Below are 25,569 nucleotides of genomic sequence, written 5' to 3'. Positions count from 1 at the left end.
AAAAGGATGAGAAAAAGACATGCCGAAGAAAAAAACATTTTTTACTTGTCAGGATTGTGGTTATGAATCAACAGGATGGTTGGGTAAATGTCCCGGGTGTAATCAATGGAATACTTTTGTAGAAGAAATACAACAGCCATTGGTTAAAAAAAATGATGAAGCTTTTTTGTCCAGTGTAAAGCCTGTAAGTATAAATGATGTTCAAATAGAAAAAGAAGACAGGTACAAAACAGGTATAGATGAGATGGACAGAGTGCTTGGTGGTGGGTTGGTAGAAGGCTCACTGGTACTAGTAGCTGGAGATCCAGGAATTGGAAAATCCACCCTTCTTTTGCAAATATGCGATAAAATCAAAGAAAATTCTAAAATTATATATATTTCAGGAGAGGAATCTATAAAGCAAATCAAGATAAGAGCCGATAGATTAAGTATAAGCAATTCAAATCTATTAATGGTATCTGAAACCAATTTTAAGGTGGTTAATGCCTTAAGTCAAAAAGAAAAACCTGATTTAATAATTATTGATTCGGTACAGACTATGTTTAATGAAGAATTATCAGCAGCACCAGGAAGTGTAAGTCAGGTAAGAGATATTACTGCAGGACTTATGAGAGTTGCCAAAAGTATGAATATAGCAATAATCATTGTTGGTCATGTAACTAAAGAAGGCTCAATTGCAGGGCCTCGAGTTTTAGAACATATGGTGGACACGGTTCTTTATTTTGAAGGAGAGAGACATTTAAGTTATAGAATTTTAAGAGCTGTAAAAAATAGATTTGGTTCTACCAATGAAATTGGAATATTCGAGATGAAAGATATAGGGCTTGTTGAGGTTGATAATCCGTCTAAAATTATGATTTCTGGAAGGGCTGAAAGTGTGCCTGGATCAGTTGTGGTATCCAGTCTTGAAGGTACACGTCCTATGCTTATTGAGATACAGGCACTTGTTTGTCCAACAAGTTTTGGAATGCCAAGAAGAATGGCAACGGGGGTTGATTATAATAGAATTACATTGTTGATGGCAGTTCTTGAAAAAAGAGTGGGAATGCAACTTCACAATTTTGATGCATATGTTAATGTTGTGGGAGGACTTAAAGTTGATGAACCAGCATGTGACTTAGGCATTATTGCAGCCATTGCATCTAGTTTTAGAAATGTTTGTGTAGATATAGATACTGTTTTAATTGGAGAAGTAGGTTTGACAGGTGAGGTTCGTGCTGTCAACCAAGCAGATAAAAGGGTTATGGAGGCCATGAGAATAGGTTTTAAGAAATGTATAGTTCCTTTAGGAAATATGGAAGTTATTAAGGGGATGAAAGAAGTCAATAATATAGATGTAAAAGGTGTAGAAAATGTGCAGGATGCATTGAATATAATTTTGCAGTAGATATTTTTGCATAAACTGGTATTGTTTGATTATCCAAACTTAACTTATTGTTATAATATTTATCAATGATTCTCTGGAGGGGTATACTATGGATAATGTAAAAAAAGATGAAAAATTACTTGAAGTTTTAAAAATGCTTGCTCCAGGTACGTCTTTAAGAGAAGGGCTGGAGAACATTTTAAAGGCTAAAACTGGGGCATTGATTGTTATTGGAGATTCACGGGAGATAATGAACATTGTAGATGGTGGATTTTTCATTAACAAGGAATATTCGCCTGCCCACCTATATGAACTTGCAAAAATGGACGGTGCCATTGTATTAAGTAAAGATTTGAAAACACTTTTGTATGCAAATGCATTACTTATTCCTGATGCTAAAATATCCACCAGCGAAACTGGTACAAGGCATAAATCAGCACATAGAGTGGCAAAACAAACTGGGGAAACTGTTATAAGCATATCCCAAAGAAGGAATATCATCACAATTTATAAGGGAGTAATAAAATATATTTTAAAAGACACACCAGCCATTTTAAATAAAGCTAATCAAGCTATGCAGACACTGGAAAAATATAAATCAGTTTTAGATACGGCAGTTACTAACTTAAGTGTCCTTGAGTTTGAGGATATTGTAACTCTTGACGATGTGGCTTTTGTAATTCAGAGGACAGAAATGGTATTAAGAGTTGCCTCTGAAATTGGCAGATATATTTGTGAATTGGGAAATGAGGGAAGGCTTATAAGTATGCAGTTAGAAGAGTTGTTAGCTAATATTGACGATGATGAAGTGTTAATAGTTGAAGATTACATGGACAGAGAAGATATGTCAGCAAAAGAGATTCGAAACAATTTAAGAATGCTTTCCTTTGATGAACTTATGGAGACGGCAAATATATGCAAATTATTAGGTTATAATGGAAATTCAAATGCTTTTGAAACTGCAATATATCCTAAAGGATATAGATTAATAAGCAAAGTTCCCAAAGTTCCCATGATGGTGACAAGAAATTTAGTTGATAGATTCTTGAACTTCCAAGAGATTTTAAATGCATCAATTGACCAGCTTGACGAGGTTGAAGGAATTGGTGAAGTAAGGTCAAGACTAATTAAAGAGGGATTGAGAAGAGTTCAGGAACAACTATTTTTAAGTACTAGAAAAATGTAGCTAAAAAGCAAGTTAATAAAAGCTAAACTCTAGAGAAACTCTTTTAAACCAAAAAAAGTTGCCCAATACAGACAACTTTTTATCTTAAATTATATTTTCCAAGCATTTTTATTCTGTCAAGTTCTTTTATTATAATATCATATAAATTCAAATCTAGGGTGTTACATATTGAAGCTAAGTAAAAAAGATTTCTTCCAATATCTTTTTCAATATAATCCCTACAATTTTCGCAAAGAGTTCCCTCTAAATGAGTTTTCATTAAATTTCTTACTTCATCAAAATCAGCATCTGCAAAACTAACCTGTTTTTCAGCGTTTACTTTTACACAACCACATTGGGTAATAGACTTCACAATGCCACGATTAACTCTAGCATTTGAATCCTGAAATTTAGTAATAAGATCTAAAATACTTTTATTTCTTATTAAAAGTTCTCCAACAGTAAATTGGAATTGATCTACCATCATGTCCTTCAATATGATTCACTCCTTAGGTGTATTGATTAACAACAGAATTTTCAAAAGGCATTAAACGATCAAGAAACTTAACTGATATACCTATTATAATTGTTTTAATAGTATTTTGTCAATGAAAATTAAACTGGATAAACTTACTATTTAAAAAAGAAGTCTTAAACATTCCACCCATCAATACTAGAGCGTTTTATTGCACCAAAAATATTTTCTTTTGTGTACTTGTTTTCTTTACATATTTCTTTTAAAAGGTTTTTAATATATTCACGTTTTGTTTTTCCATCTACTTTGCATGTGTTTTTAATTGGGATAATATTATTAGCATTTATAAATCCTTTTATTTCATTTTCCTTGGCATATAGTAAGGGTCTTATTACATATAGTTCTTTTCTGCTCAAATAAGTAACAGGAGAAAAAGTATAAATTCTTCCTTCAAATAAAGTGCTGAGCATTAGAGTTTCTATTACGTCATCACTGTGGTGTCCAAGGGCAATTTTATTACATCCTAATTCCTTAGCAACATTATTTAAAGCTCCCCGTCGCATATTTGCACAAAGAGAACATGGATTTTCTTCACTTTTTTCTTCAAAGACAATTTTACCAATAAGAGTTTCTTTTATTGTATAATTGACTCCAATATTTTCACATAGATTTTTCACATAATTTAAATTGTATTCACCTATTCCCAAGGTAAGAGTAACCGCTTCTAAAAAAAACTTTTTATCTAAAAATGTTTGAAGCCGTCGTAAAGCTATCAATAGAGTTATACTGTCTTTGCCAGATACTCCTACAGCTATTTTATCTCCATCTTCTATCATATTAAAATCTTCAATTGCTTTTCTTACCTGACCAAGTATTCTTTTTTGATTCAAAAAACCTTCCATTTTAATCACTTCCAATCTATGAGGTTATCCAAAAGTCTTTTAAATTGTTTATGATACCTGAATACATTATTACATAGATTTAACGTACTAATCAAGAAACTTTTTTTATACATTAAAGGTAAAGAACAATATTCCAGAAACTAAAGTTTTACAATGTTTCTTATATATTTTATCTTATTCTAATACTCCACCTAAAGTGGAGTTACTATTATAAATTCCCAAGTAGAGTTGAATAGCCACTTGAATTTGGAATATTTAACCAAAGCTAAACTAGTTCATTGTAACTATCTCCAAACTCAGTAAGAGAAACTGCATATTGCAGAGGGGTACTTCTTAAGGTTAAATAAAGATTATAATCTAATTTTTTAAAACCTTTGAAGGTTGGTAATACATTTATTTCAATAAGCCAGAGCTTTTTTTCATTATCAATGCCAATATCTATTCCCAATTCCCCAAAATGTTCTCCAGCTCTATCCATATGGCAGCATATTTTGTCACACAGCTGCATAATGCTAGTCTTTATGTCTTCATAGTCTTCTTCTTTAAAGGACTTGGTAATTGCTTTTTTTAGTGAGACAGCATAACCACCCCTTGAAATATTAGTTAGTAGAGTTTTTTGTCCAACTCTGCATTCTTCTCCTATATACCCCCATTTGTTTTTATTTACCTTCTGCATTACCACTCGTACATCATAAGGGCAACTTTCTATCTTAGCCAGAGAAATATATTTTTGTATAAGGTAGGTTTGATTCAAAAAAATGCCATCATTTAGAAAATGTATCAGTAATTTTTTATTTCTTACCCTATGCTTTTTTTCCGTATTCTTTCTATAGTCAAAAATTCTATATCCATAGTTTGTTTTTTCAATAATACATATACCCCTTCCTCTTGAAAGATTAATGGGTTTTAGTATAACTTTATTATTATTCTCTATAAACTCTGTAACCTGCTTTATATCCTTACATAATTCAGTTTTAGGAAGATATTTAATTAATTGCTCTTGTTTTTGAAAATATTCATATAGTTCATATTTTGTAAACCTATAGGAATTGAATACTCTGTCCTTTGTTAATTTTTTTAATTTTGTGATACGCTCTGGTTTAATAGAAAAAATTCTTGAATATATTACGCTGGGAATGGGAACTTTTTTTTCTACCCATATATTTTTATTCTTATTATAATAATATCCATATGCTGATTTATTTTGCCAGTTTATTTTTTCCAACGAAAACGCACAGATTAATCCACCTCTTTGATTGTATCCCTCCATTCTGTCACGGTTACTATTTAAGAAACTAATATTGTAATAATCCCTATTTTTGCTTATCAAAAATCCGATTACAGGCCCTAATATTATTTGGGATTTATAAAGTTTTATTTGATAAGTTATTTCTTCAGGAATTAAAAGTTGATTTTTAAGGCTGTTTGACATTGCAATTTTAATTGGAATATCAGATAGCGTGCTTTGGTTTTGTAAATTATTATCTTTAGGTATATTTACTTGTGCTTTTATTTTTTTTGCACCAAATATAATCCAGACATGCTTTTCCAAATCTTTTAAAAGTGGTGGTGGAAGAGTAACAATATTATCATTACCTGGAATTACCTCTATTTTAACTAGCATTTTAATACCCTCCATTACAACAGTCTAAAATAGTCTACGTAATAAAAAATTATCTAAATATTATATAGAGAACAATTTATTACTAACACCTATAAATAAAAGTCATTATGGTGTTATAAAAATCAATTAAAAACTTTCCATAAAATAAATCTATATACTGTAATATATTATTTTTTCTGCTATTCGGTTCTTCTTGAAGTGAATATTATCTTAATAGATATGTGAACAAAAGTTTAAGGGTACATATTAAAGGTGAAGAACAATATTCTAAAAACTAAAGTTTCGCAGTTAAAAGCATGTAAATACTCTTCAATAACATGCTACATTTTTCTTAAAAAATGAGTTTAAATGTAGTGGAAATTATGCTATAATGATAAAAAAGAATATATAATAAAAAAATAAACAACATATTATAAAAAGTTGTTTATATTATATTTAATATAAGATTTTAAAGAAAAGTAGGGAGGAATTTAAAATGAAACAAAAAGCGATGGTGCTTTTAGCAGTTATGATGTGCTTTACCTTATTGCTAGCACCAAATGTACAGGCACAAACCATTACCGAGAATGAAATTGGTACCCATGACGGATACGACTATGAGTACTGGAAAGATGAAGGAACTGGAAGTATGACTCTCACAGAGGGTGGAACATTTAGTTGTGAGTGGAGTAATATAAATAATATATTATTCCGTAAAGGTCAGAAATTTGATGAAACTCAAACACACCAAGAACTTGGAAATATAGTTGTGGAATATGATGTTGATTACAATCCAGATGGAAATTCATATCTATGTATTTATGGATGGACGGTTGATCCACTTGTAGAATATTATATAGTTGACAGTTGGGGGAGCTGGAGACCACCAGGGTCAACGTCAATGGGACAAATTACTGTTGATGGAGGCACATATGACATATATGAAACTACCAGAACTGAGCAGCCTTCCATTATAGGTACTGCAACTTTCCAGCAGTACTGGAGCGTAAGAACTTCCAAAAAAACCAGTGGAACTATATCAGTTACTGAACACTTTCTTGCATGGGAAGACATGGGAATGCCTATGGGTAATATGTATGAAGTTGCACTTACTGTAGAAGGATGGCAAAGTGAGGGTTCAGCTGTTGTAAATACTAATGATCTTATTGTGGGTGGCGAAATGCCTGATGCACCAGATACTTCAGAGCCTTCAGAGCCTTCAGAGTCTGACATGCCAGAAAATCCTGGTCCTAGTTCAAGAAGTGCTTTTTCAACTATTGAAGTTGAGGAGTATAACGATTTTAGTTCTTCTACTATGGAGATTGTAGGAACAGACGATGGAGGAGACGGTATTGGATACATAGAAAATGGAGACACATTGACTTTTAATAATGTTGATTTTGGAAGCAATGGATCAGATGAATTTACTGCAAGGGTTGGATCTGATGTAGAAGATCCTACAGATATTGAAGTAAGGGTAGGAAGCTCAACAGGAACTCTTTTAGGAACTTTAGAAGTAGGTTCAACAGGAGATTGGGATGAATATACCGAACTTTCTACAGATATTAGTTCTGTTACAGGAGAAAATGATATTGTATTAGTATTTACAGGACCTGTAAATATTGATTGGATTACTTTTTCTGAAGCAGGAGAAGGAACAACTCCAGTAGATCCTGATCCACAAGTAATATATGGTGACTTAAACGGAGATGGAGTTATTGATTCAAGTGACTACACACTACTACAAAGATATATATTAGAAATTCCAGTTTCTATTGACGATATTTCTGTTGCTGATTTAAACGGAGACGGAGTTATTGATTCTACCGATGCAACTTTGCTTAGTAGGTATATATTAGAAATCATCGATAGTTTTCCAGTTGAAGACTGATTGCAGTTTGTATTGTTGTAAAGTTTAAAAAATAATAAAAATATTTTATAGTTTTTTGCTATAAACTAAAATAATAAAAAAGGGTGGTGCTTTTCCATCCTTTTTTATTTTATATACACTTTTAATATGAAGCTAAATGTAATTTGTGTGAGTGAAAATATCAAGAGAACTCGTTTAGCTAAAGCTAAACTTTAGTTTGTAGAATGTTTCTTTTTCAATTTATTACATACACCATTAGTATGAAGTTTTTTTGACTGATATATGAAATTTGTGATATTATAGGATTTGTAAAGAGAACTCGTTTAGCTAAAACTAAACATCGAGGCTTTAGGTGGAGACTCAACTCCACCTGAAGATTTATTCTAAAATTCCACATTATAGAAGATGGAGTCTTAGAATAAGATTAAAGTCTAGAAGTAATAATTTTTTAGTATTTTAATATTGTAAAAAGAATTATAATATATCTTATTTATCAGTTTAGTGTATTTTTAAAATAAAAAAGGAGAAAAAGCATACTTTATGGAAATGGTAGATAAAGTCGTAAAGATATTAGAAGAACATGGCCCTATGACAGGAAAAGAGCTTCAGCAAAAATCTCAATTAGATGATTTTTGTTTATGGAAAATTTGCAATACATGTGGGGAAATAACAACAAAAGCAATCGGAAAAAGATATTTAAGATTTGACAAACAGGTAGAAGGATATGCTAGACTGTCACCTTCTATTGTAAGAGAATTTTATTCATATACTGTTATTGGTACTAAAAGAGATATTGGAAGAATACTGGAAAAAACTGAAGTGCTTTGCAAAAACATAATTGATATCAGTAAAAATAAATTTAATTTAGCATATGAGACAATAAGACAAATTGTCGAGACTCATGAAAATTCTGAGATATTGAATAAATACATATGTTTTTTAATTGCAGGAGATGTGGTGTTTGAGATGGCTCATTTAGAGCCAAGGCCGGAATCTTCAACAGGAAAATTGGTCAAAGGTTCAGACCTTGACATTGTAGTTGTTACTAAAGGTCTTCCAGATAGCATAGTTAATAATATTGATGCTTTAATATATGATAAGAAAAATTTTCTGCTTAAAAATCCTGACTACAATGAAGAGATAGATTATGTGGTAAAAGACATTTCAAAAATAAAGCAACAGTTGAAATTTGATAATTTTAAGGCTAAGATAGCTTCAAAAGTTTTATTTGAAAGCAAATATCTTTATGGAAATTCTGAAATGTATAAAAAGATTAAGCAAATGGTTAAAGAAGCAGGTATTCCACAAAAGATGGTAGAACTTGAAGAGAAAGCAGAAATTGAGAGGAATGATGCAAGGATTTATCTCTTGAAATCCAAAGCACCTCTATCTGAGGAGGAGAGTTTAAAATTATTTTATACAAAAGAAGAAAAGGAAGAATTTTTCTAAAGTCTAAAAATTTAGTTTTATGATTTAATATGGAGGATTTGTTATGGGGGAAGCAGAGGAAGCTAAAAATAAAAGAATGGTAATTTTGCTGCCGGTTTTGGTGGGTTCATTTTTAGGATTTATAGGAGGATATAGTTTAGTTGGCAGTTTTTTAGTTGGTGAATGGGATTTTACAAATATCATTTTATTTTTTATTTTTTTGAGTATTGCAGTATTTATTTCCATTAATGTTCATGAATTGGGACATTTAATATTTGGGAAAATTAGTGGTTATAAGTTAATTTCATACAGAATAGGTTTTTTTGCTATAGATAATGAAAATGGTAGGATTAAATTTTCCATTATAAAAAACATTGATTATATAGGGCTTTGTGCTATGACAGTTCCTGAAAAAGAGGTTTCACCGCATAATCATTTACTGTATTATGCAGGCGGAATTTTATTTAATATGGTATTTGGTATATTTTTAATAGTAATCAAAAATATATACAATGTAAATAATTCATTAAATATGTTTTTGATTATAACTGCTGTAATTTCTATCTTGTTGGGAACAATTAACGTTATTCCTTTTTTTTCAGGAAATAATCCCTCTGATGGTAAAATAATATGGAGTATGATATTTAAAAGACCTTTTTCAGATAAAGTTATTGAGGTTAACAAATTGTGTTCTCAAATTTCGGCAGGAAAATCCTTAGAAGATGTAGCGATTCCATCTAACTTTAACATATATCAACCTGATATGATGGATACAACAATTTTGATGTATTCATATTTTAAGGCTTTAGATGCTGATGATGCTGAAAAATGTTCTAAATACATAAATATAATGAAACAAACTATAAATTATATTCCCGGTCAGTTGCTTCCCCATGTTTATTATGAGCTTTGTTATAATGCCTGCATAAACAAAGAAAGAGAAAAAGCAGCTAAATATTACAAAAAGGCAGGGAAGATATTGCAAAATGATAAAGATATTAATGGAATAAGAGTAAAAGCTTATTATGAATATTATGTAAATAAAAACATGAATGTGGCAAAGTTTTTTTGTGAAAGAGCTTTAGAAGTTGCAGATAAATTTCCCATCAAGGGACAGGCATTAATTGAAGAAAAACTGGTCAAAAGGCTTAAAACTGTAATAGAGGAAAATTAAAAACTGGTTGAAAAAAATGGGTTTTAAATGTAAAATTGAATTATTGATATAACTTTTAGTTTAACGGAAAATTTAAGTAAATTCGTTTAGCTAAAGCTAAACATCCAAGCTTCAGTTGGAAACTCAACTCCGCCTGAAGATTTATAAGAGCAACTCCACTTTATAAAAGGTGGAATATTAGAATAAGATAAATATAATAAAATAGTAAATAAGGATTGGTGAATAAAGCAATGAAGTTGAGTAAAAGTGAAATAGCAGAACCACGCATGTGGGACAAAGCTGATATTGAATTACCTCAATTTGATTTAGAAAAAATGATAGAAGCTACAAAAGAGAATCCAACTTGGGTTCATTTTGGTTCAGGTAATATTTTTAGAGGTTTTATAGCAGCTTTGCAGCAAGAGTTATTGAATTCGGGAAAGTCAAAGACAGGAATTATTGCAGCGGAGACATTTGACTATGAGATAATAGACAGAATTTATGAGCCATATGATAATTTAAATTTATTAGTGCTTATGGAACCTGATGGAAGTTTAAAGAAAAAAGTTATTGCCAGTGTGGCAGAAAGTCTTGTAGGAGATACTTCAAGAAAAAGTCACTGGGGAAGGTTGGAGGATATATTTTTAAAAGAATCTCTTCAGATGGTAAGTTTTACTGTAACTGAAAAAGGTTATTCTCTAACTGATATATCAGGAAATTATTTACCACGTGTTATAAATGATTTTGAAAGCGGGCCAAGGGCACCTGAGCACCTTATTTCTAAAATAGCAGCATTGTCATATAAAAGATACAAAAATGGAAAACTACCAATTGCTTTTGTCAGCATGGATAATTGTTCCCATAATGGAGATGTTTTAAAAAAGGCTATTTTGACTGTGGTTAGAAATTGGGTAGATAATGAACATGTAGAAAAGGAGTTTTTAGAGTATTTAAAAGATCCAGAAAAAGTGTCTTTTCCCTGGACTATGATTGATAAAATAACTCCAAGACCTTCAGAGAAAATTAAAGATGATTTAAATAAGATTGGTTTTGAAAGTACTAGTATACTTTGTACTGATAAAAATACATTTATAGCTCCATTTGTAAATGCAGAAGTGCCACAATACCTTGTTGTAGAGGATCATTTTCCAAATGGACGTATGCCGTTAGAATTGTCAGGAGCTCTTTTTACAGATCGTAAAACTGTAGATATGGTAGAGAAAATGAAGGTGACAACATGTTTAAATCCATTGCATACAGCTTTAGCTGTCTTTGGATGTCTGTTAGATTATAGATTAATAGCTGATGAGATGAAAGACAAACACTTAAAAAAGTTAATTGAAAAAATAGGATATAAAGAGGGAATGCCTGTTGTTGTAAATCCAGAAATAATAGATCCAAAAGATTTTATAGATGAAGTGATAAACAAAAGACTTAAAAATCCATTTATTCCAGATTCCCCTCAGAGGATTGCTACAGATACTTCACAAAAAGTAGGTATAAGGTTTGGGGAAACAATAAAAACATATGCGTATCATTCTAATTTAAGAGCAGTGGATTTAGAATTCATTCCTCTGGCTATTGCAGGGTGGCTGAGATATTTACTTGGTGTTAATGATAAAGGAGAAAAGATTAAATTAAGTCCAGATCCTATGTTAAATGAATTGCAGCGATATTTAGATGGAATAGAGCTAGGAGATGTGTCTTTTGCGTCGGATAAACTAAAACCAATTTTGTCTAATGAAAAGCTATTTGGTATAAATCTATATAATGTTGGATTAGCACAAAAGATAGATGAATACTTTAGAGAAATGATTAAGGGAAAAAACGCAGTAAGAGATGTATTGGAAAAGTACGTAGGCTAAATTTACAAAGATTAGTGAGGGTGTATATATATGAAGATGACATTTAGGTGGTTTGGAGAAAAAGATGATAGTGTAAAGCTTTCTCAAATAAAACAGATACCAGGTATGACAGGAGTTGTAGCAGCTCTTTTTGACATTCCTGTGGGTGATGTTTGGCCTTTAGAAAAAATAAATGAATTAAAAAGTACTGTTAAAAATGAAGGATTAGAATTAGAAGTGATAGAGAGCGTAAATATACACGAAGATATAAAGTTAGGGCTTTCTACAAGGGATAAATACATTGAAAATTACATAGAGACTATTAGAAATCTAGGTAAAGTAGGCGTAAAGGTGATTTGCTATAACTTTATGCCTGTATTTGACTGGCTTAGATCAGATTTAGCTAAAAAATTAAAAGATGGATCGGAAGTTCTTTCGTATGACGACAGCATTATCAGTAAAGTTGATCCTGTCAAACTTGTTGAGGATATGGAGAGCAATTCACAGGGGTTTTCCCTTCCTGGATGGGAACCATATAGATTAAAAGAGCTTAAAGATACTCTTGACAAATATAAGAGTGTTGATGAAGAAAAGCTTTTTGATAATTTAAAATATTTTTTGGAAAAAATAATTCCTGTATGCCAAGAAGAAGATATAAAAATGGCTATTCATCCTGATGACCCACCATGGAATCTTTTTGGATTGCCGAGAATTGTTACATCAATTGAGAATATTAAAAGGCTTGTAAAGCTTGTGGACAGTCGATATAATGGTTTGACATTGTGTACTGGTTCACTGGGATCTAATCCAGATAACAATATCCCAGAGATGATAAGGTATTTTGGGAAGATGGGAAGAATTCATTTTGCCCATATAAGAAATGTTAAATTTGTATCTGAAAGGACATTTCACGAAGCTTCACATCTATCCAGTGATGGCTCTTTTGATATGTATGAGATTGTAAAAGCATATCACGATATAGATTTTAAAGGTTATGTAAGACCGGATCATGGAAGGATGATTTGGGGTGAAAAAGCAAGACCAGGATATGGCCTTTATGACAGAGCTTTAGGAGCTACATACATAAATGGATTATGGGAAGCTATAGATAAGTGTAAAAAAAGTGATGAATAGTGGAGTGATTTGCAAATAGATAAGCATGAACCTTGAGAAAAGCTACAAATAAGTGGGAGAAGTTACCATGACATAAGTAATGGGAGGGAATTTTTTATGAATAAGGAAGAAATATTATATAAAATAAAGGAAAGCGGTCTTGTTGCTGTAATAAGGGCAGAAACCAGAGAAAAGGCATTTAAAATTGTTGATGCATGTATTGAAGGTGGGGTATCTGCAATAGAAATCACATATACTGTACCTGGTGCAACTGAAATTTTAAAAGAATTGAGCTCTAAATACAGTGATGAAGAGATTATTCTAGGAGCCGGCACCGTTATGGATACAGAAACCGCAAGAATTGCAATTTTAGCAGGAGCAGGCTATATAGTAACTCCATATCTTAATAAAAAAGTAGTGAGTCTTTGTAACAGATATCAGATTGCCTGTATGCCAGGTGCAATGACTATTAAAGAGGTGGCAGAATGTCTAGAAGCAGGTGCTGATATAGTAAAGGTATTCCCGGGAGAAGTGTTAGGTCCTAAATTTATTAAAGCAGTTAAAGGTCCTATGCCTTATGCATCTTTGATGCCTACAGGAGGAGTTGACCTAGAAAACATCTTTAAGTGGATAAATGCAGGTGCTGTTGCTGTTGGAGTTGGTGGCAGCTTAATAAAGGGAGCTAAAAAAGGTGACTACAATTCTGTAACTAAAGCTGCAAAAGAGTTTAGTGAAAAGATAAAAATTGCAAGAGGTCAATGATATTATAAGAGGGATTCCACTTTTTTTAAATATAAAGATTTTGTTTGGAGGTAGAATAATGTCTAAAATAATATGCTTTGGAGAAATAATGTTAAGACTTTCACCACCAGGGCACTTAAGATTTGTGCAGGCAAATTCCTTCGGTGCTACATATGGAGGAGGAGAGGCAAATGTAGGTGTTTCACTTTCTAATTATGGCATGGATGCTGTATTTGCTACAAAGGTGCCTGATAATTCAATTGGCCAGGCTGCCATAAACAGCTTAAAACAGTATAGTGTCAATACAAATTTTATAGCAAAGGGTGGAAAAAGACTTGGAATATATTTTTTAGAAAAGGGTTCATCTCAAAGACCTTCAAAGGTTATATATGACAGGGCTGATTCTTCCATTTCAACAGCTAATGAAGATGATTTTGACTGGGATGCAATATTTGAGGGAGCTAAATGGTTTCACTTTACAGGAATCACTCCTGCATTGTCTGAAAATGCCCAAAAACTTACACATAAAGCATGTAAGAAAGCTAAAGAAAAGGGTCTTACAGTGAGCTGTGATTTAAACTATAGAAAAAATCTGTGGTCAACAGAAAAAGCAGGTCAGGTGATGGAACAGCTTATGGAATACGTAGATGTATGTATTGCAAACGAAGAAGATGCAGAAAAAGTGTTTGGAATAAAGGCTGATAATACTGATATTACCGGTGGTAAACTAAACAGAGAAGGATATAAGGAAGTTGCCAAAAAACTTAAAAGTAAATTTGATTTTGATAAAGTTGCAATTACTTTAAGAGAGAGTTTATCGGCTTCTGTTAACAATTGGGGAGCAATGCTTTATGCCAAAGATGAATTTTATTTTTCAAAAAGATATTCTATAAATATTGTAGATAGAGTTGGTGGAGGAGATTCCTTTGCAGGAGGCCTTATATATTCATTGATGAATGAATTTGATATGCAGGAGTGTATAGAATTTGCAGTTGGTGCATCCTGTCTTAAACATTCAATTGAAGGCGATTTCAATCACGTTACTGTAGATGAAGTAAAGTCGCTTATAAAAGGTGATGGATCGGGAAGAGTCCAAAGATAGCTAATGGGGTCAGGCTTGAATAATTTACTTATGCATTATGTAGCTAAATATCAAGGATTTATATAGAGTAGTGAACTCGTTTAGCTAAAGCTAAACATCGAGGCTTCAGGTGGAGTCTTATAACAAGATAAAATAAAAGGAGTATAAAAATGAAAGAAGTTGTAAATAGGCAAAATATCAATAAAGTTACAGAAGATTTGATAAATTCTGTATATATTACAGACATTCATACTCATTTGTTTTCACAATGCTTTGAAAGTATGTTTCTCTACGGTATTGAAGAACTTTTGACATATCATTATTTGGTTGCAGAGGCTATGAGGTATACAGATATGGATTATAAAAATTTTTATGATATGGATAAAGATAAACAGGCAGAATTTGTATGGAATATATTATTTGTTAAAAACACACCTTTAAGTGAACCAGCCAAATCTATAATAACAATATTTAACAGTCTGGGTCTTGATGTAAATGTTAAAGATATAAACTATTTTAGAAAATTTTTTGAGTCAAAAAAACTTTCAGATTATATTGACCAAGTATTTGAAATTTCAAAACTTAAATGTGTAGTTATGACTAATGATCCTTTAGATGATGACGAGAGAAAAGTATGGGATAATTCATATGTAAAGGATGAGAGATTTAAAGCGGCACTCAGACTAGATAGAGTTTTAAACTCTTGGGAAGAGAGCTTTACACACATCAAAAAACTTGGATATAATGTAGAAAAAGACTTATTAGAGCCAACAATTGAAGAGATAAAAAAATTTCTTATTGATTATATAGACAGGATGGAAGCATTGTACTGTGCCGTGTCTCTGCCTCCTGATTTTAGCATGAATGATGGCTCTGTAAGAGCTAAGATAATTGAAAACTGTGTACTTCCTGTATGCAGAGAAAAAAACATACCTTTTGCGTTGATGATAGGAGTAAAAAGAGGGGTGAATCCAGCTTTAAAGCTTGCTGGAGATTCTGTTAAAAGAGCCGATATTGAGCCTTTAGAATATTTATGCTCTGAGTACCCATACAATAAATTTCTTGTTACAATGCTTTCTTTAGAGAATCAGCAGGAACTCACTGTAACTGCAAGAAAATTTAAAAATTTAATGGTATTTGGATGCTGGTGGTTTTTAAATTCACCTTCCTTGATAGAGTTTGTAACAAATATGAGAATTGAATGGCTGGGAACTTCTTTTATTCCTCAGCATTCTGATTGTAGAGTGTTTGAACAACTTATAAGCAAATGGAAACATTCGAAAAAAGTGATAGCAAATGTATTGGCTACAAAATACAGCGATTTAATGTCTGAAGGATATGAAATATCAAATGACAGGATAGAAAGAGATATAAATAATTTATTTGGAGAAAATTTCTGGAAATTTATAGAACCTTAAATGATTTTTAAAGCATAGGAAGTTATTTTCACTCACATTTATTACATACTTCTTAAAGTAACTTAGACATTGATAAATTATAATAAAAATTGTACACTTAATATATGTAGTAAATATATAAGTGGGTGAAAATAAATTGTTAAGAGTGCTTCTTGTTGATGATGAGCCTTTTGTATTTGAAGGACTTAGAATTATGGTAGACTGGGAGAAATACGGATTTTCAATCTGTGGTGAAGCATCAAATGGAGAAGATGCGTTAGAAATAATTAAAACAGGTAATCCACATTTGGTAATTACCGATATAAGAATGCCTGTAATGGATGGTATTCAGCTTATTAAATCAGTTTATGAAGATTCAAATTTAAGAGCTAAATTTATTATATTAAGTGGATATAACGATTTTGATTATGCCAAAAAGGCAATGAAATATGGGGTAAACAGTTATATTTTAAAGCCTTTAGATGAAGATGAGCTAAACCAAGCAGTAAAAAAGGCAGGCAATCAGATTCAAGAGGAGAGAAAAAAGGAAGAGTCAAGAAACAATCAGTTATCATTTGTTGCTGAAAATGCCATAAACAGTATATTGAAAGGTAATGCAAAGGACTCGGAAATTAAGCGTGCAAACTTTATGTTAGATATAAAAGAAGATGAAGAAATTAAAATGTTGCTATTAGAAATTGATAATTTTGATAAGTGGATGAGTGACTATGATGAAGTTGAACTTCGAAAAATAAGAGATAAAACAAAAGAGTTAATTAATAGCAGTATGGATGATGAAATTAATTTAAAAATTTTTGAAGATGATTTAAGCAGGTTTTGTGTTGTAATATCTCAAAGTATGTGTATTTACAGTAGAATTAATGACTATGCAAAAGATTTGAAAAAAACAATTGAGAATGCTTTAAATTGCAGTGTTTCAATTGCAATAAGTGATTCAATGTCTGGAATAAAATCTCTTGAACCTCTTTTTAAGCAGGTAGACTTGGCTATAAGCTACAAATTTTTTAAAGATATTGGAAGTGTTATTTTATACAAAAATATTAAAAACATGTCAAAAAATTATGATTTTTTTGAAGTAGATATTGATGCTTTAAAGAAGTGTATTAAAAAAAATGATGTCGATGGAATAAAAAGAACAATGAAAAATCTATTTCATGGATTTTCAAAGAAACTGACAGCTCCAGAAGTAATAAAAATTTATATTGAAAATTTAGAGCTGGAATGCATAAAGTATGTAATGGAGTTAAAGGGTAATGTACAAGAGTTTACAAAAAAAATAATAGATTTTAATAAAGACTTAGAGAAATCCACTATGAAAGAGCTTAAAAATGAAGTTTGTGATTTATGTATATTTCTGGCACAGTATATAGATTCCATTACAAAAAGCAATTCAAAGGATATTATATTGGAGATGCAGCAGTACATTAAAGAAAATTATAGTAAAGAAATAAACTTAAAAATAATAGGAAAAGAACTTTACGTTAACCCTGTATACATTGGCAGAAAGTTTAAAAAAACTACAGGAATGCAGTTTAACGAATATTTACACAAGATAAGAATAGAGGAAGCTAAAAAACTTTTAAGGAAAACAAATATGAAAGTATCTGATGTAGCAAGAAGTGTAGGATACAATGATACTGAATATTTTACAGCTAAGTTTAAAAGCTTTACAAATTTTTCTCCTTCTGAATTTAAAAACAATTTTTTGGTTAACCTGCACAAATATTAGGCTGTTAGTTTTTATAGAGAAAAAAGGCGGGGTTTTGTGAGATTGAGATTACAAATTTTAAATAAAATAAACGACATACCTATTAATACTAAGTTTATCTTAATAAGTATTTTTTGCGTAATAATTCCTATTTTATCGGTTAATTTAATTTTTTTAAATAGCTTATCTAATACTGTTAGAGAAAGAGAAGAAGAAAATTTTAAAATTTCTTATGAGAGAGCAAAAACTGATATTGCACATGTAATTAGAGAGGGTCTGGCTGTGAGCCATTCTATATATTATGATAGAGGGATATATGATGAGTTAGATAAATCTTACGAAAAAGGTGAATATTATAGTGTTTTTACAGACTCCTTAAAAGGCAGGGTTGATAGATATTTAGCCATTTACAGAAATATTTCAAACATAACAATATATACATCCAATGACACTATAGATTCTGGTGGTTATTTTATTATACTTAATGATGAAATAAAAGATACTCCATGGTATAAAAAGAATAAAGAATTTAATGGAAATCCTATGTTATATGCTGATATTGAAACTATAGATTATAGCAAGAATAGATACGATGAATTTTTAAGTATTATAAGGGTTATGGATCAAATAGATAGAGCTCAGGCAGATCGACCCCAGACAATGCAGCATGAGAGAATACTAAAAGTTGATATTAATACTCATTGGATTTATAATGCTCTAGAGAGGGAAAAGGACTATTTAAGCCTTTATATCGTTGATGATGAAGGAAGAGTGGTTTTAGCTGTAGATGATTATGTATATGGAAATGAGGAGAAGTATGAATTTATAAAATTTGATGATTTAGGATTTAATGAAAGTGAAATTTTGTTTGATGGCAATCTTTGGGAAGCATCATATATTAAGGACTGGCGATTAGTAGGAGTTCCAAATGAAGAAAAAGTATATATGGCAATGAAACAGGCTAGGCATTTTATATTATTACTTGCATGTGTCAGTATACTTATTTCAGGTTTTTTAGTTTGGATAATATTGAGGTCTTACAATGATAGAATAAAAAAACTTTCAAGCCACATGTCAAAATTTGGAGACGAACAACTGGACTTAATAGTTTTAAATGAGGGAAAAGATGAAATTGGACAGTTGATAAGAAAATTCAATAAAATGGCTGTAAAAATAAATACATTAATAAATGATGTGTATAAGCTTCAAATTCAAAAGAAAGATTTAGAATTAGAAAGGGTGCAGGCTGAAATTAATTTTCTTCAAAGCCAAATGAATCCACATTTTTTATTCAATACTCTAAATGCTATGTTAATTGTAAGTGTAAAAAACAATTATACAGAAATAATTGATGTAATAAAAAATCTTTCAAAGACTCTTAGAAGACTTTTAAGCTGGAAAGATGATTTGGTTACAGTAGAGGAAGAGATATGCTTTACTGAAATGTATCTTAAAATAGAAAAATTTCGTTTTAGTGAAAAGTTTAAATATAATGTGTTTATAGATGAAGGTGTACATAATTTTAAAATTCCTAAAATGAGTATACAGCCATTAGTGGAAAATGCATGTAAGCACGGTATACAGAGCATAAAAGGACATGGTGATATCACTGTTGAAATTAGGGTTTTAGGAGAAGATTTAAAAGTATCCGTCAAGGATAATGGAATAGGTATTTTGGAAGATCAAATAGAAGACATCTTAATGAGTTTGGAAGATGACATATACAAAGCAGGAAGTATAGGGATAAGAAATGTATATAGAAGACTTAAGTTGTATTATGGAGAGGATTTAAAATTTTTTATTGAAAGCAAAAAAGGCAAGGGAACAACGGTAAGTTTTTTAATACCATTTACAAGCAAGCTTTCTAATCAAAAAAGTATTTAATTCATAAAAATATGTATAAATTATTAATCTAGGGAGGTTATCTTGAAATGTTAAGGGTTTTAATTGTAGATGATGAACCTCTAGCGAATGAAGGACTGAAAAACATTATTGAATGGGAAAAAAATGGCTATGAAATATGTGGAGAAGCCTCAAATGGGGAAGAAGCTACATTAAAAATAAGGAAACTAAAACCTGATGTAGTGGTCACTGACGTTAGAATGCCTGTGTTAGATGGGTTAGAACTTATATCTTTTGTGAAAAACAAAATAGACAGCAATATAAAATTTATTATATTAAGTGGGTACAGTGAATTTGAATATGCTAAAAAAGCCATGGAATTTGGTGTGAAACATTATTTATTAAAACCTGTATTCGAAGAAGAAATAACGCAGGTTTTAAAAGATTTGTGCACTGAAATTGAAAGAGAAAAGGAAAATAAATTGCTGAAAACAGAGGAAGCTCATATGTCTATAAGCAATTTGATTAAAAAACTAATTCATAAAGATGGAAGTACTGATGAGCTTTGCAACATTTATAATTCTACTTTTGGCAAAAATGCTGCAAAAGTCTGGTATTATGCATTTCTTAAAATACTACCTGCTGACTATTTAAATAATCAAGAAAGCAAAAAGGATAAAATTACAGAACACATGAAAAGTATTTCTGAGGAGGCAATAGAAAATAATAATCAATTATTTGTTTTCAACAATAATACAAATACATTTGGTTTGTTTATTGGGATTTTAGAAGATGGAGAAAATCAGGATAAAATTAAAAATATACTAAAGGAGATAGCAGCTCCAATAAAAAAGATCTTTGACAGCAGGTATCAAATTTCTGTAGGTAACCCTATAAAAGATTTAAAGGAAATAAAAAGAGCATACAATACTTCAAAAAAAGCACTAGAGCACTGCTTTTATGAGGATTTAGACAATATAATATTTTACACTTCTCTTAAAAATGTTAATTTTGATTACGATTTTTTACATAGCGAATGTGTTGATTTAGTTATTGAGGCAGTTGAAGAGATTAATGAAGAAAAAGTGGAAGATATTATACAAAAGGAGTTTGCATATTTCAAAGAAAGATTATTAGACCCTGAAATAATATATATGTATGTCAATAATATTATTTACCGAAGCAATAAAGTTACAGAAGATATGAATGAGGTAGATGCTTTCAAAATAAACATGTCAGAATTTAAAAACAAAAAAATTCCAATTACTCAAATAAAAAAGGTTGTTATAGATTGGTGCAAATATTGCTGTAAAATTTTAAGAGAGAAGAATAAAAAAGTATTCGATGAAAATAGTTATAGAATAGAGAAATATATTAAAGAAAATTACAAGGAGCCAATCACAATAAAAGAGATGTCAAAAAATCTTTACATAAACCCTGTCTATCTTGGACAGCTTTTTAAAAAAATATTTGGTGTAAGATTTAGTGATTATGTACATGAATTAAGGATAGATGAAGCAAAGAGACTTTTAGAAGAGACATCAATGGAAACATGTGAAATAGCAAGGGAATTAGGTTATTCAAATTACAATATGTTTTTAAAGTACTTTGAAAGAAATACTGGAACAAGACCTAATAACTATAAAAAGAAACAGAGTTCAAATTAATGGTTGACATGTGAGAATACAAATATAAAACCAAAACATAATGCATGGACATAAGGTAAAATGAGGGTAAGAATATTTACATAAAACCCCGTAAGTTATTTAAAACCTATAAAATTTTAATAAAAGTTTAATTTTTAGGGTACATATCTTTAGTTTATTAAATCAAAAAAGACATAAATAATTGTATAATAAAATGTATGTAGTGCATATGCTTTTTAAAAGCTGTGCAACAAACTATCATTAAGGGGGAAAAACAATGAAGAATAGCAAGAGATTGTTAGTTATTTGTCTTTCTGTGGTACTTGTTTTAACTTTTGCCTTAGCAGGTTGTGGTGACAATGGAGATACAACTGATAGAGGCGATGGTGTCGATGATGTCGATGGCGGCGATGGTGGCAGTGATGATATAATGACACTATCCACATTTATCAGTCGTGCAGGATCAAATCCTACAAGTGACAACAGGATTTACAACAAAATCAGAGACGAATTTGGAGTTGAATTTGAATTTGAATTTGTTGTAGGTGAAATCAGTGAAAGAGTTGGAACAATGACAGCTGGTGGAGAATACCCAGACTTGTTAGGTGTTCAGTCAAATGAAGCAAATCAGTTTATTGATGCAGGTGCATTTATTCCTTTGCAAGACTACATCAATGATGCTGAAAATTATCCAAATCTTAACGAACACTATGGTGAGTTAATCAACAGAATAAGTCATGATGATGATAATGTGTATATCATGCCAAACTATGGAGTGCACTATGGTACAGTTCATCAAAATGAGAACTGGGGTCCTTCATTCTGGATTCAAAATGAAGTGCTAAGAGAATTTGACTATCCTGAACTTACTACATTGGATGATTATTTTGACATAATTCAGGAGTATATGGAATTGTATCCTGAGATTGATGGTCAAAAAACAGAAGGTTTTGTTGTACTTACAGATAGGGGAATGGACTGGACGCTAAGAAACGCTCCAGCACATCTTGCAGGAGCTCCTAATGATGGAATCGTTATAGTAGACCAAGACGATTACACAGCTGAGATTTTTCAGGACAAAGAGACTTCTAGGAAATACTATAAAAAGCTTAATGAAATGTATAATGCAGGTGTAGTTGATGGAGAAAGCTTTGTTATGAACTATGACCAGTACAGAGGAAAGCTTGCAAGTGGAGCAGTCTTAGGACTTTTTGATCAGCGTTGGAATTTTAATGAAGCAAATGTTTCTCTACGTGAACAGGGAAAAGAAGAAAGAATATTTGCTCCAGCTCCAATTGTACACGATGAGAGCATAACTGATTGGTATTTGACTCGTCCAGAGTTAAATGTTAACAGTGGTTTTGCAATAAGTACTAATGCTGAAGATCCTGACAGAATAATGCAATTTTTTGAAGCTATGCTGGATGAAGATTGGCAGATAACCTTGCAGTGGGGTGAAGAAGGTGTAGATTATCTTGTTGATGATGATGGAATATTTTATAGAGAGCCAGAGATGAGAAATAATCAAGAGGACAATCAATGGAGACTTGCTAATCAAGCAAGAGACTTGTTGGAATTTATGCCTAAAATGGAAGGTACATTAAGTTGTGGTAATGCAACATCAGCAGGACAGCAGCCAGAGGAATATTTTGCTGGTTTGACAGAGTCTGAGCAGGAATTGTATGAAGCTTATGGAGTTCAAACTCAGGGACAGATGTACTCAGATCCACCTGAAAATCCAATGTACTTCCCTGCATGGAATATTAATGTTCCAAATAACAGTCCACCAGACATGGCGGCTCAAGCGTTACAGGATATAGCATTTGAATATTTACCTAGCATAATAACAGCTAATCCAGGTGAGTTTGATCAAAAGTGGGAAGAATTCCTTGAGGCACACGAAAATATAGATGTAGATGCTTTTGAAGAACATATAACAGAAGGTGTTCAGAGAAGAATGGAAGAGTGGACTAAATAATTAAAAACAGTTTCACATAGAAAACATATTTGTAAGACTTTAAAATAATTAATCTGAACTTTTGTAAAACAAATAGCGGAAGGTATGCTTTTAAAATACCTTCCCCTATTTGTGAAAAGTTGATATTTTTCTTTAAATTTATATTAAGATTAGTAGGGTTTTGTAAAAAAAGATTGCTTAATAATGGCTAATAAATTGTCCTTGAGAATACAAAGTTATTTCTAAGGCATTCCTTAGCACAAAGTATAAATACAATTAAGATGTTGCCCTAATAAAGAGAATTTAGTTTATTATAGGAGAGTGTTTATATGCAAGATTCTAATTTAAATACCAATATGGGTGAAACCATGGTAGTTAAAAAATCTGCCAAAAGAAAAAAATGGGAAAAAATAAAAGATCAAAAACAGCTTATGTTTATGTCTGTTCCCCTTCTTATATACATATTTATATTTCAGTATTTCCCACTATATGGGTGGGTTATGGCCTTCCAAAATTACAGACCAAGTCCTACTGCTACTATATTTAATCAGGACTGGGTGGGGTTTTATTGGTTTGACTTTTTATTCAGGCAAGCAAACTTTGGAAGAGTTTTGAGAAATACGCTAGGTATGAGTCTTATAAATCTAGTTCTTTCATTTGTCACAGCAATAGCACTGGCTCTTTTATTAAATGAAATAAAGAACTTGTTTATTAAAAAGACAGTTCAAACAATATCGTATCTGCCATATTTTTTATCATGGGTTATTGCGGCAACAATGGTTTCACAAGTTCTTTTAAATAATGGAATAGTTAATGAAATACTTGTTGCTTTAAATATTATTGATAGTCCAAGACTGTGGCTGTCTGAAGGAAAGTATTTCTGGGGTATATTTGGTATAGCCAATGTGTGGAAACAGGTAGGATTTAATGCAATAATTTATCTTGGAGCAATGGCGGCTATAGATCCTAACCTTTACGAGGCAGCTGAAATTGATGGAGCAGGAAGATTAAAGAAAATGCGTCATATAACACTGCCAGGGATTAAGTCTACTTTCGTGGTGCTTTTGATAATGAATGTTGCCCACCTATTAAGTGCAGGTACTGGCGGTAGTGGTTTTGAATTTCAGTATCTTTTACAAAGACCAGGTAATATAGCATGGTCCGAGACAATTGATGTATTTGCATTGAGGTATGGTATCAGAAGAAGTAATTTTTCGCTTGCAACAGCTGCAGGTATGTTTAAGACAGTTGTAAGTGTATTTCTGGTATTTGGTGTAAATGCTATAGCTAAAAAAATTGGAGAGGAAAGGCTTATATAAGGGGGTGAGAGTATGTATATAAAATTTAGAGGCAAAAGACATAGTATATATGATGTAGCTTTTAATGCTTTTAATGCTACTGTTATGGGAATTTTAATTATTTTTACAATGTACCCTTTCTTAAATACCCTTGCCATTTCATTTAATGAGGGTATTGATGCAATGAGAGGTGGAATACGTCTCTGGCCAAGGGAGTTTACCTTGCAGAATTATCAGGCTGTATTTGTTGGAGGAACAATTATTAGAGCATTTTTTGTATCCGTTGCAAGAACTGTTTTAGCTGCTGTTATAAATGTTTTTCTAACAGCCATGCTGTCATATTGTTTAACTAGGAAAGAGTATGTTCTAAATAAATTTATTACAATTGCATTTGTTTTGACAATGTACTTTAATGCCGGATTGATACCAACGTATCATTTAATACAAAACTTAGGACTTTTAAATAGCTTTTGGGTATACATCATTCCAGCGGCGATATCTGCATTTAATGTTATAGTTGTAAGAACTTTCATGAACACTATACCAGAAAGTTTTATAGAATCTGCAAAATTAGATGGAGCAGGGGACTTTAAAATATTTATGAGGATTATATTTCCTCTTTCAAAGCCGGCTCTTGCTGTTGTTGGTATGTTTACGATAATTTTTCAGTGGAATAACTGGTTTGATACGTACCTGTACGCACCAGGAAACCAGAGCCTTAGTACTTTGCAATTTGAACTTCAAAAACTTTTGGCATCTTCATTTAGTCAGGGTACTGCACAACGTGCCAGCACTGGTTTAGCAGGTGAAATGGCATCTAGTATGGTTACATCAATAACTATTCAGGCGGCTATTACTGTTATTGCGATGGTGCCAATACTTTCTGTATATCCACTCTTGCAAAGGTACTTTATTGCAGGACTGAATGTAGGTGGAGTTAAGGAATAATAATATAAATT

The 25,569-nt window shown here is 31.4% G+C and carries 19 protein-coding genes; 16 read left to right on the top strand and 3 right to left on the bottom strand.

Features of this window, described 5'->3' with window-relative positions; translation table 11 throughout:
• Positions 1-19 precede the first annotated feature (19 nt).
• Entirely contained in the window at positions 20-1,387 is a 1,368-nt protein-coding gene (radA, locus tag RBH29_RS00345; RefSeq protein ID WP_306694260.1) for a DNA repair protein RadA, read from the top strand.
• 88 nt (positions 1,388-1,475) lie between these two features.
• The gene (disA, locus tag RBH29_RS00340; RefSeq protein ID WP_306694259.1) at positions 1,476-2,552 is read left to right on the top strand and encodes a DNA integrity scanning diadenylate cyclase DisA; all 1,077 of its coding nucleotides are present in this window, start codon (positions 1,476-1,478) and stop codon (positions 2,550-2,552) included.
• 79 nt (positions 2,553-2,631) lie between these two features.
• On the opposite strand, the gene RBH29_RS00335 is transcribed toward disA, so the two are convergent.
• The 3 genes from RBH29_RS00335 to RBH29_RS00325 all read right to left on the bottom strand — a co-directional run bounded on the left by RBH29_RS00335 (position 2,632) and on the right by RBH29_RS00325 (position 5,532).
• On the bottom strand, positions 2,632-3,027 hold the full coding sequence (locus RBH29_RS00335; protein ID WP_306694257.1) for a nucleoside triphosphate pyrophosphohydrolase family protein: 396 nt from the start codon (positions 3,025-3,027) through the stop codon (positions 2,632-2,634).
• Positions 3,028-3,182: 155 nt separating this feature from the next.
• Complete coding sequence (locus tag RBH29_RS00330; RefSeq protein ID WP_459076743.1) at positions 3,183-3,908, bottom strand: tRNA lysidine(34) synthetase; 726 nt, start codon at positions 3,906-3,908, stop codon at positions 3,183-3,185.
• A gap of 265 nt (positions 3,909-4,173) precedes the next feature.
• On the bottom strand, positions 4,174-5,532 hold the full coding sequence (locus RBH29_RS00325) for a YheC/YheD family endospore coat-associated protein (RefSeq protein WP_306694256.1): 1,359 nt from the start codon (positions 5,530-5,532) through the stop codon (positions 4,174-4,176).
• Positions 5,533-6,007: 475 nt separating this feature from the next.
• On the opposite strand from RBH29_RS00325, the gene RBH29_RS00320 reads away from it, so the two are divergent.
• The 14 genes from RBH29_RS00320 to RBH29_RS00255 all read left to right on the top strand — a co-directional run bounded on the left by RBH29_RS00320 (position 6,008) and on the right by RBH29_RS00255 (position 25,558).
• Positions 6,008-7,402 (top strand): glycoside hydrolase family 11 protein, encoded by a 1,395-nt coding sequence (locus RBH29_RS00320; protein WP_306694254.1) that lies wholly within the window; start codon positions 6,008-6,010, stop codon positions 7,400-7,402.
• Positions 7,403-7,927: 525 nt separating this feature from the next.
• Positions 7,928-8,830, top strand: a complete 903-nt coding sequence (locus RBH29_RS00315) for a hypothetical protein (protein ID WP_306694253.1) — start codon at positions 7,928-7,930, stop codon at positions 8,828-8,830.
• Positions 8,831-8,873: 43 nt separating this feature from the next.
• Positions 8,874-9,983: a site-2 protease family protein gene (locus RBH29_RS00310; RefSeq protein ID WP_306694251.1), complete on the top strand. Its 1,110-nt coding sequence runs from the start codon at positions 8,874-8,876 to the stop codon at positions 9,981-9,983.
• 230 nt (positions 9,984-10,213) lie between these two features.
• Positions 10,214-11,827: a mannitol dehydrogenase family protein gene (locus RBH29_RS00305; RefSeq protein ID WP_306694249.1), complete on the top strand. Its 1,614-nt coding sequence runs from the start codon at positions 10,214-10,216 to the stop codon at positions 11,825-11,827.
• Positions 11,828-11,857: 30 nt separating this feature from the next.
• Entirely contained in the window at positions 11,858-12,940 is a 1,083-nt protein-coding gene (gene uxuA / locus RBH29_RS00300; protein ID WP_306694248.1) for a mannonate dehydratase, read from the top strand.
• Positions 12,941-13,036: 96 nt separating this feature from the next.
• Entirely contained in the window at positions 13,037-13,681 is a 645-nt protein-coding gene (locus RBH29_RS00295) for a bifunctional 2-keto-4-hydroxyglutarate aldolase/2-keto-3-deoxy-6-phosphogluconate aldolase (RefSeq protein ID WP_306694247.1), read from the top strand.
• 58 nt (positions 13,682-13,739) lie between these two features.
• Complete coding sequence (locus RBH29_RS00290) at positions 13,740-14,762, top strand: PfkB family carbohydrate kinase (protein WP_373463247.1); 1,023 nt, start codon at positions 13,740-13,742, stop codon at positions 14,760-14,762.
• A gap of 149 nt (positions 14,763-14,911) precedes the next feature.
• Positions 14,912-16,159, top strand: a complete 1,248-nt coding sequence (locus RBH29_RS00285; protein WP_306694245.1) for a glucuronate isomerase — start codon at positions 14,912-14,914, stop codon at positions 16,157-16,159.
• A gap of 121 nt (positions 16,160-16,280) precedes the next feature.
• Complete coding sequence (locus tag RBH29_RS00280) at positions 16,281-17,888, top strand: response regulator transcription factor (protein ID WP_306694244.1); 1,608 nt, start codon at positions 16,281-16,283, stop codon at positions 17,886-17,888.
• 36 nt (positions 17,889-17,924) lie between these two features.
• Positions 17,925-19,751, top strand: a complete 1,827-nt coding sequence (locus RBH29_RS00275) for a sensor histidine kinase (protein ID WP_306694243.1) — start codon at positions 17,925-17,927, stop codon at positions 19,749-19,751.
• Between the two features lie 47 nt (positions 19,752-19,798).
• On the top strand, positions 19,799-21,376 hold the full coding sequence (locus RBH29_RS00270; protein WP_306694241.1) for a response regulator transcription factor: 1,578 nt from the start codon (positions 19,799-19,801) through the stop codon (positions 21,374-21,376).
• A gap of 256 nt (positions 21,377-21,632) precedes the next feature.
• Positions 21,633-23,333 (top strand): type 2 periplasmic-binding domain-containing protein, encoded by a 1,701-nt coding sequence (locus tag RBH29_RS00265; RefSeq protein ID WP_306694240.1) that lies wholly within the window; start codon positions 21,633-21,635, stop codon positions 23,331-23,333.
• Between the two features lie 308 nt (positions 23,334-23,641).
• Entirely contained in the window at positions 23,642-24,631 is a 990-nt protein-coding gene (locus RBH29_RS00260) for an ABC transporter permease (protein WP_373463244.1), read from the top strand.
• Positions 24,632-24,643: 12 nt separating this feature from the next.
• Positions 24,644-25,558 (top strand): carbohydrate ABC transporter permease, encoded by a 915-nt coding sequence (locus RBH29_RS00255; protein WP_306694238.1) that lies wholly within the window; start codon positions 24,644-24,646, stop codon positions 25,556-25,558.
• Positions 25,559-25,569: the final 11 nt, after the last annotated feature.

Source organism: Herbivorax alkaliphila (genome assembly GCF_030848475.1).
Taxonomy (GTDB): domain Bacteria; phylum Bacillota; class Clostridia; order Acetivibrionales; family Acetivibrionaceae; genus Herbivorax.
The sequence above is the reverse complement of the archived record's forward strand: the minus strand, read 5'-3'. Positions and strand labels throughout refer to the sequence as shown.

Coding starts and splice junctions, on each gene's coding strand:
- RBH29_RS00290 (WP_373463247.1), top strand. CDS start 13,740: ATGTCTAAAATAATATGCTTTGGAGAAATAATGTTAAGACTTTCACCA.
- RBH29_RS00295 (WP_306694247.1), top strand. CDS start 13,037: ATGAATAAGGAAGAAATATTATATAAAATAAAGGAAAGCGGTCTTGTT.
- RBH29_RS00320 (WP_306694254.1), top strand. CDS start 6,008: ATGAAACAAAAAGCGATGGTGCTTTTAGCAGTTATGATGTGCTTTACC.
- RBH29_RS00315 (WP_306694253.1), top strand. CDS start 7,928: ATGGTAGATAAAGTCGTAAAGATATTAGAAGAACATGGCCCTATGACA.
- RBH29_RS00255 (WP_306694238.1), top strand. CDS start 24,644: ATGTATATAAAATTTAGAGGCAAAAGACATAGTATATATGATGTAGCT.
- uxuA (WP_306694248.1), top strand. CDS start 11,858: ATGAAGATGACATTTAGGTGGTTTGGAGAAAAAGATGATAGTGTAAAG.
- RBH29_RS00270 (WP_306694241.1), top strand. CDS start 19,799: ATGTTAAGGGTTTTAATTGTAGATGATGAACCTCTAGCGAATGAAGGA.
- RBH29_RS00325 (WP_306694256.1), bottom strand. CDS start 5,532: ATGCTAGTTAAAATAGAGGTAATTCCAGGTAATGATAATATTGTTACT.
- radA (WP_306694260.1), top strand. CDS start 20: ATGCCGAAGAAAAAAACATTTTTTACTTGTCAGGATTGTGGTTATGAA.
- RBH29_RS00260 (WP_373463244.1), top strand. CDS start 23,642: ATGCAAGATTCTAATTTAAATACCAATATGGGTGAAACCATGGTAGTT.
- RBH29_RS00285 (WP_306694245.1), top strand. CDS start 14,912: ATGAAAGAAGTTGTAAATAGGCAAAATATCAATAAAGTTACAGAAGAT.
- RBH29_RS00305 (WP_306694249.1), top strand. CDS start 10,214: ATGAAGTTGAGTAAAAGTGAAATAGCAGAACCACGCATGTGGGACAAA.
- RBH29_RS00310 (WP_306694251.1), top strand. CDS start 8,874: ATGGGGGAAGCAGAGGAAGCTAAAAATAAAAGAATGGTAATTTTGCTG.
- disA (WP_306694259.1), top strand. CDS start 1,476: ATGGATAATGTAAAAAAAGATGAAAAATTACTTGAAGTTTTAAAAATG.
- RBH29_RS00330 (WP_459076743.1), bottom strand. CDS start 3,908: ATGGAAGGTTTTTTGAATCAAAAAAGAATACTTGGTCAGGTAAGAAAA.
- RBH29_RS00265 (WP_306694240.1), top strand. CDS start 21,633: ATGAAGAATAGCAAGAGATTGTTAGTTATTTGTCTTTCTGTGGTACTT.